This window comes from Gemmobacter serpentinus, assembly GCF_008973825.1.
GTDB lineage: Bacteria > Pseudomonadota > Alphaproteobacteria > Rhodobacterales > Rhodobacteraceae > Gemmobacter > Gemmobacter serpentinus.
On record NZ_WCHR01000001.1, the window covers coordinates 1 to 6,115 of the forward strand.

The following is a 6,115-nucleotide window of genomic DNA, read 5'->3' on the forward strand; positions in this document are numbered from 1 at the left end:
CTGTGAGGCTGTGAGGCTGTGAGGCTGTGAGGCTGTGAGGCTGTGAGGCTGTGAGGCTGTGAGGCTGTGAGGCTGTGAGGCTGTGAGGCTGTGAGGGCCGCATATCACGACAAGATGCAAACCCTTTTTTACCGCGCATCGGGCGCAGAAGCCCCGCAGCGTCAAGCCGCGAACGCGCAGCTTCGCAGAAGCGGCCGGGGAATCACCCGTTCCGCGCCGCCCTTCGACCAAATCCTCGCCGCCCGATTATCGACCGCCTCATACATGCTTCACCCACAGGAACCCGCAGCTATCTGTGGATAACCGATGGGACTCCGGAGCCCTGATTTCCTAGCCTTTCCTGCAAGATAGGCCCGCCCCCATCGGCGGCCACAGCAGGGAATGGACAGGCCAAATGCAGCTTGTGATCGGTGCCAGACATATCACGCCGCACACCATCCGCCGCATTGCGGGTGGGGTGGAGGCGGTGCTGAAAGGCGACGCGCTGCGCGCCTTGCTTGACAGTGCCTTTCACGGACGCGGCACGATCGAGATCCTTGGTGGCGATCTGGACCGGCGCCGGGTCGAAGTGACCGGAATCGAGATGCGCGGCAATGACACCCGCGTCACCCTGATCTGTCAGGGTGCGGCGGCGGCGCTGCATTGAGATCAAGGTTGCAGGGGCGTCAGCCTTGCTCTTGCAACGGGCCCGCCATTGCAGCGGGCCCTCTTCCTCCTGTGATTTTTGAGTGGCGAGTTCTTCCTGCGGCCCCTCTCATCCCGCCCGACCTCTCTTGAAATGGGCCAACTCTAGCAGGCTGCTGAAAAAGTATTTTAGAGCCGATGCTCGGCGGAAACCTTCCCGAAACGGGCGGAAATCAGTGTGAAAACCTCCCCTTTGGGGACGAACCTGAGCTGTCTTACCGCTTTCGAGCACCAATCCCGGCCTTCGTCCGACTTTTGCAAGACCCTGCTAGGGTCGGCGCTGATCTGAACTCTGGCCCGCCATGAGGTCTTTGCACCACAATCCGGCCCGCCCGGCGGTCAAGGTTGCGGTGGCTCGGGCGCAAGGCTTTGCCGCGCCAGGGCTGCAATCAGATCGGTGCGGGTGACAATGCCGGTGATGCGCGCGCCCTCCAGCACTGGCACTGCATCGCAAGGCCCATCGGCCAGGAGCGGCAGCAGGCTCGATACCGGACTTTGCGGCGTGACCCAGGGCAGATCGGTCATCATCACATCGCCCGCCACATCGGGCACCCTCCGCCCGCCGATCAGCCCGGCCATAGCCGCCCCGACGCCCGGCCTTGAGCGGAAGGCATGGTCGCGCGCCCCCCGGATCAGTTGCAACTGGAAGATCACCCCCAGAAAGCGGTCCCCCTCGGCCACCACTGGCAGCGAGGTAAAACCGTGGCGACGAAACTGATCGGCCACCTGATCCAGCGGGGTCTGCGGCCCCACCGTCACCAGATCGCGCGACATGATATCCCGGGCCAGCAGCGGCCCGGTGCGATGGCCCGCCGCCTGCACTTCGGCCGCCGCGATCAATCGGGCGAGATCCTCGACCCCAAGGTTCAAAGACTGGCGATAGCGGCCGAGAATATCGGTCAGTTCGGCCTCGCTCAGCCCCAGCCGCTCTGCCGGGGCGGGATCGGCGGTGCCGTGACTGCCCGGGGCCTCGAACTGGCGGAACGGGTAATGCCGCCCCGTCAGCCGGGCATAGAGCACCGCGACCAGCACAAGCGCGGCGGTGCCAAGCGCCACCGGCAGCAGCGCAAACCAAAAGCCCGCCTCCTGCGCGATCGCGGGGTTCAGCGCCACGGTCATCGCGACCGCCCCGCCCGGCGGATGCAGCGCGCGGGCAAGGATCATCGCGATAATGGCAAGCCCGACCGCCAGCGGAACCAGCCCGCCCCAGCTCGGCCATGCAAGGCAGGCCGCCACCGCCACCAGCGCCGAGACGCTATTGCCGATCACCGCCGACCAGGGCTGCGCCAGGGGGCTTGCAGGCACCGCAAAGATCAGGACAGAGGTCGCCCCGAAGGGCGCGATCAGATAGAGCCCGGTCCCCGGATCAAGCCGCGCCAGATGGATCACCAGCGCCGCCGCCCCCATCCCCAGCAACGCCCCGCCCCCGGCGCGCAACGATTCGCGCCATGATCCCGCAGGGATCGCAGGGCCGAACGCGCGCAGGATCCGTCTTGTCGATGAAATCATGGCCCCGCCCCTGCAGCCCGTTGCAGCTGCAGAGATACCCCCCGCAGCCATGGTGGGGCAAGCGCAGACACCGTGCCCGCCCTGCAGCCGCGCCACCCGCCGCCGGATCTGCTGACACGGCCATTTAGCGACCGGGCCGCCCCGCGGCTTCAGACCGCGACGTCCCAACGCATCGTCCGGTTGCACATTCCGGTTGCGCGTTTGGGTTGGGCTTTTGGTCACGCCTCCCGGTCGCACATCCAGACAGATCGTTCTGGCCGCGCATCAAGACAGATCGCGGAAATTGTGCCGGTGACAAGATCATCATGGCCCGTGCCCGGCCAAGGTTCTAGGCAAGGATCATGAGCAATCCGAACCAAACCACCGACTCTCCCCGCGGCCTGGCCTTTGCCCTTGGTGCCTATACGCTTTGGGGTTTCTTGCCGCTTTACATGAAGGCACTGGCCCATGTGCCGACATTGGAGGTTCTGGCCCATCGCGTCTTGTGGTCGGTGCCGGTCGCCGGGCTGATCCTGATCTGGCTGGGCCGCACCGATGATCTGAAGGTCGCCCTGCGCAGCCCGCGCATGTTGGCCATGGCCGCGCTGACCGCGGGTCTGGTCGGGGTGAACTGGGGCATCTATGTCTGGGCGGTGCAGCATGGCCATGCGCTGGATGCCGCACTTGGCTATTACATCAACCCGCTGGTCTCGATCATGCTGGGCGCGGTGGTGCTGCGCGAGCCGCTGAACCGCCTGCAGATCATTGCCATCGCTTTTGCCGCCATCGCTGTCGCCGTCCTGACATGGGAAGCCGGGCGGCTTCCGCTGCTGGCGCTTGGCATGACGATGAGCTGGGCCGCCTATGCCTTCTTCAAGAAACAGCTCCCCATCGGCCCCAATCAGGGCTTCATGCTGGAGGTGCTGATCCTCAGCCCGCTTGCGCTGATCTATCTGGCCTGGGCGACGGCACAGGGCGGCATCACCTTTCTGGACGGCAGCTGGGGCGACATGGCGCTGCTCGCAGGCACCGGGCTGGTCACGGCGATTCCGCTGATCCTTTATGCCAACGGGGCCAAACTGTTGCGGCTGTCGACCATTGCGATCCTGCAATATGTCTCGCCGACGCTGATCTTTCTGGTGGCGGTCTTCGTCTTCCACGAGCCCTTCAGCCAGGCCAAGATGGTGGCCTTCCCGCTGATCTGGGCCGCATTGGTGATCTATACCGCCGGGATGATCCGCCGCCCCAAGACGTGAGCCATCACAAAATCCAAAGGCGTGTTCACCCAACAGGCCCAAAGGCCTGACGCGCCAGACGGCACGGCGATAAAAAATGGGGCGATGAAAAAGGGGGCCATGCGGCCCCTTTTGGCTGTGCAGGTCGCAGCCCGGATCAGTCCAGCGTCACCAGCGCGTGGCGCTTCTTGCCGGCGGTCAGCTTCAGGGGCGTCTCGAAATCCGCCGCATGGAACTTGTGACCCGCATCCAGCACAGGATCGTCGTTGACCCGCGCGCCGCCTTCCAGGATCAGGCGCTTGGCCTCCTTGCCAGACGGGGCAAGGCCGGTGCGCACGAAAAGCTGCGCTGCCGTGATGCCCTCGGCCACATCGGCAACCGACAGGGTGACGGTCGGCAGATCAGCCCCGATCCCGCCCTTCTCGAACACTTCGCGCGCGGTGGCCTCTGCTGCGGCGGCGGCCTCTGCCCCGTGCAGCAGCGTCGTCACTGCATTGGCAAGGATGATCTTCGCGCCGTTGATCTCGGATCCGGCCAGCGCGCCCAGACGGTCGCATTCCTCCACCGGCAATTCGGTGTAGAACTTCAGGAAGCGCCCGACATCGGCGTCGGTGGTGTTGCGCCAGAACTGCCAGAACTCATAGGGGCTGAGCAGATCACCGCTAAGCCAGACCGCGCCCGAGGCCGATTTGCCCATCTTCTTGCCGTCCGAGGTGGTCAGCAATTCCGAGGTCAGACCGAAGATTTGCTGGTCGATCACCCGGCGGGTCAGGTCGATCCCGTTGACGATGTTGCCCCATTGATCGCTGCCGCCCATCTGCAACAGACAGCCATAACGGCGATGGATCTCCAGAAAGTCATAGGCCTGCAGGATCATGTAGTTGAATTCGAGGAAGGACAGGCTCTGTTCCCGATCCAGCCGCGATTTCACCGATTCAAAGGACAGCATCCGGTTGACGCTGAAATGCCGTCCGATATCGCGCAGGAATTCCAGGTAGTTCAGATTGTCCAGCCATTCGGCATTGTTCAGCATGATCGCGCCTGCAGGCGCATCCGAGTAATCAAGGTAGCGGGCAAAGACCCGCTGCATCCCCGCGATATTCTCGTTGATCTTCTCGGGCGTCAGCAGCGGCCGTTCCTCGCTGCGGAAAGACGGGTCACCCACCTTGGTGGTGCCACCGCCCATCAGGGTGATCGGCTTGTGCCCGGTCTTTTGCAGCCAGCGCAACATCATGATGTTGAGCAAATGCCCGACATGGAGCGAGGCTGCCGTCGCATCATAGCCGATATAGGCAGGTACCACGCCTTTGACCAAAGCGTCATCCAGCGCCTGATAATCGGTGCAGTCGGCCACATAGCCGCGCTCGAACATCACGCGCATGAAGTCGGATTTCGGGTGGTAGGTCATGTCTCTCTCGTGCATTTATGACGCAACCGTCCGTATAACGGGGCGAGGGCAGAAGCGAAAGTGCTTTGGGGGTATCATGTTGAAAGCCGGGCCGGTCTGGGCTTTGGGGGCAATGTCGGGCACCTCGCTGGACGGGGTGGATGCGGCGCTTGTGCTGACCGATGGCGAACGGATCGTCGATTTCGGCGAAACCGGCTATCGCCCCTATGACGCGGACGAACGCGCGATCCTGCGCGCGGCGCTTGGGCTTTGGCCCGGCGCACCCGAGGTCGATCCGGCAGCCGAGGTTGTGGAGACCGCACATGCCGAATTGCTGAGCCAGTTCGGATCGGCGGCGCTGATCGGCTTTCACGGCCAGACGCTGGCCCATGATCCGCGCGGGCGCGGCACGCATCAGGCGGGCGACGGCAGCGTGCTGGCCGAGGTGCTGGGGGTGCCGGTGGTCTGGGATTTCCGCAGCGCCGATGTGGCGCTTGGCGGACAGGGCGCGCCGCTTGCGCCCTATTTCCATTTTGCCCTGGCCAGGCATATCGGCGCGACCGAGCCGCTGGCCTTTCTGAACCTTGGCGGCGTCGGCAATATCACATGGATCGACCCGACCCTGCCGGGGCCGGAGGCCGAGGGCGCGGTGCTGGCCTTTGACACTGGCCCGGCCAATGCCCCGATCAACGATCTGATGCAGGCCCGGCGCGGGCTGGACCAGGATGCAAGCGGCGCACTGGCTGCCAGCGGTCAGTGGAACACGCAAGTTCTGCAAGGCTTTCTGGCGCAGGGCTGGTTTCTGAAGATCCCGCCCAAATCGCTGGATCGCAACGATTTCCATGATCTTTTGGCGGCGGTGGCCGATCTGCCCGATGCCGATGCCTGCGCGACCCTGACCCGCGCGGCGGCCGAGGCCGTGGCGCGCGGCGCTGACCATTTCCCCCGTCCGGTCAGCCGCCTTCTGGTCGGTGGCGGCGGTCGGCACAATGTCACGCTGATGGCCCATCTGGCAGAGTTGATGCCCTGTCCGGTGGAGCCGGTCGAGGCCGTGGGGCTGAATGGTGACATGCTGGAGGCGCAGGCCTTCGCCTATCTGGCGGTGCGGGTGGCGCGCGGCCTGCCGACCTCGGGCCCCGGCACAACCGGCGTCATGGCACAGGTCGGCGGCGGGCAGATCAGCCGCCCCGGCGCATGACGCCTGCAACGCGGCCCGCCTTGCCGTTGAGACGCTGAGACGCTGAGACGCTGAGACGCTGAGACGCTGAGACGCTGAGACGCTGAGACGCTGAGACGCTGAGACGCTGAGACGCTGAGACGC

Annotated in this window: 5 protein-coding genes; 3 read left to right on the top strand and 2 right to left on the bottom strand. The window is 64.8% G+C overall.

Annotated features, from left to right (window positions below; translation table 11 throughout):
* Nucleotides 1-394 precede the first annotated feature (394 nt).
* Nucleotides 395-646 (top strand): hypothetical protein, encoded by a 252-nt coding sequence (locus GBJ34_RS00005; RefSeq protein ID WP_151717201.1) that lies wholly within the window; start codon nucleotides 395-397, stop codon nucleotides 644-646.
* 377 nt (nucleotides 647-1,023) lie between these two features.
* Here GBJ34_RS00005 and GBJ34_RS00010 read toward each other — a convergent pair whose 3' ends face one another.
* Entirely contained in the window at nucleotides 1,024-2,193 is a 1,170-nt protein-coding gene (locus GBJ34_RS00010; protein ID WP_151717202.1) for an HPP family protein, read from the bottom strand.
* 341 nt (nucleotides 2,194-2,534) lie between these two features.
* On the opposite strand from GBJ34_RS00010, the gene rarD reads away from it, so the two are divergent.
* A complete protein-coding gene (gene rarD, locus GBJ34_RS00015; protein ID WP_151717203.1) occupies nucleotides 2,535-3,428 on the top strand; it encodes an EamA family transporter RarD in 894 nt (297 codons plus the stop codon).
* A gap of 136 nt (nucleotides 3,429-3,564) precedes the next feature.
* Here rarD and tyrS read toward each other — a convergent pair whose 3' ends face one another.
* Entirely contained in the window at nucleotides 3,565-4,815 is a 1,251-nt protein-coding gene (tyrS, locus tag GBJ34_RS00020; RefSeq protein ID WP_151717204.1) for a tyrosine--tRNA ligase, read from the bottom strand.
* Between the two features lie 76 nt (nucleotides 4,816-4,891).
* Here tyrS and GBJ34_RS00025 point away from each other — a divergent pair, with 76 nt between their 5' ends.
* A complete protein-coding gene (locus GBJ34_RS00025; RefSeq protein ID WP_151717205.1) occupies nucleotides 4,892-5,992 on the top strand; it encodes an anhydro-N-acetylmuramic acid kinase in 1,101 nt (366 codons plus the stop codon).
* The last annotated feature ends 123 nt before the right edge of the window (nucleotides 5,993-6,115 follow it).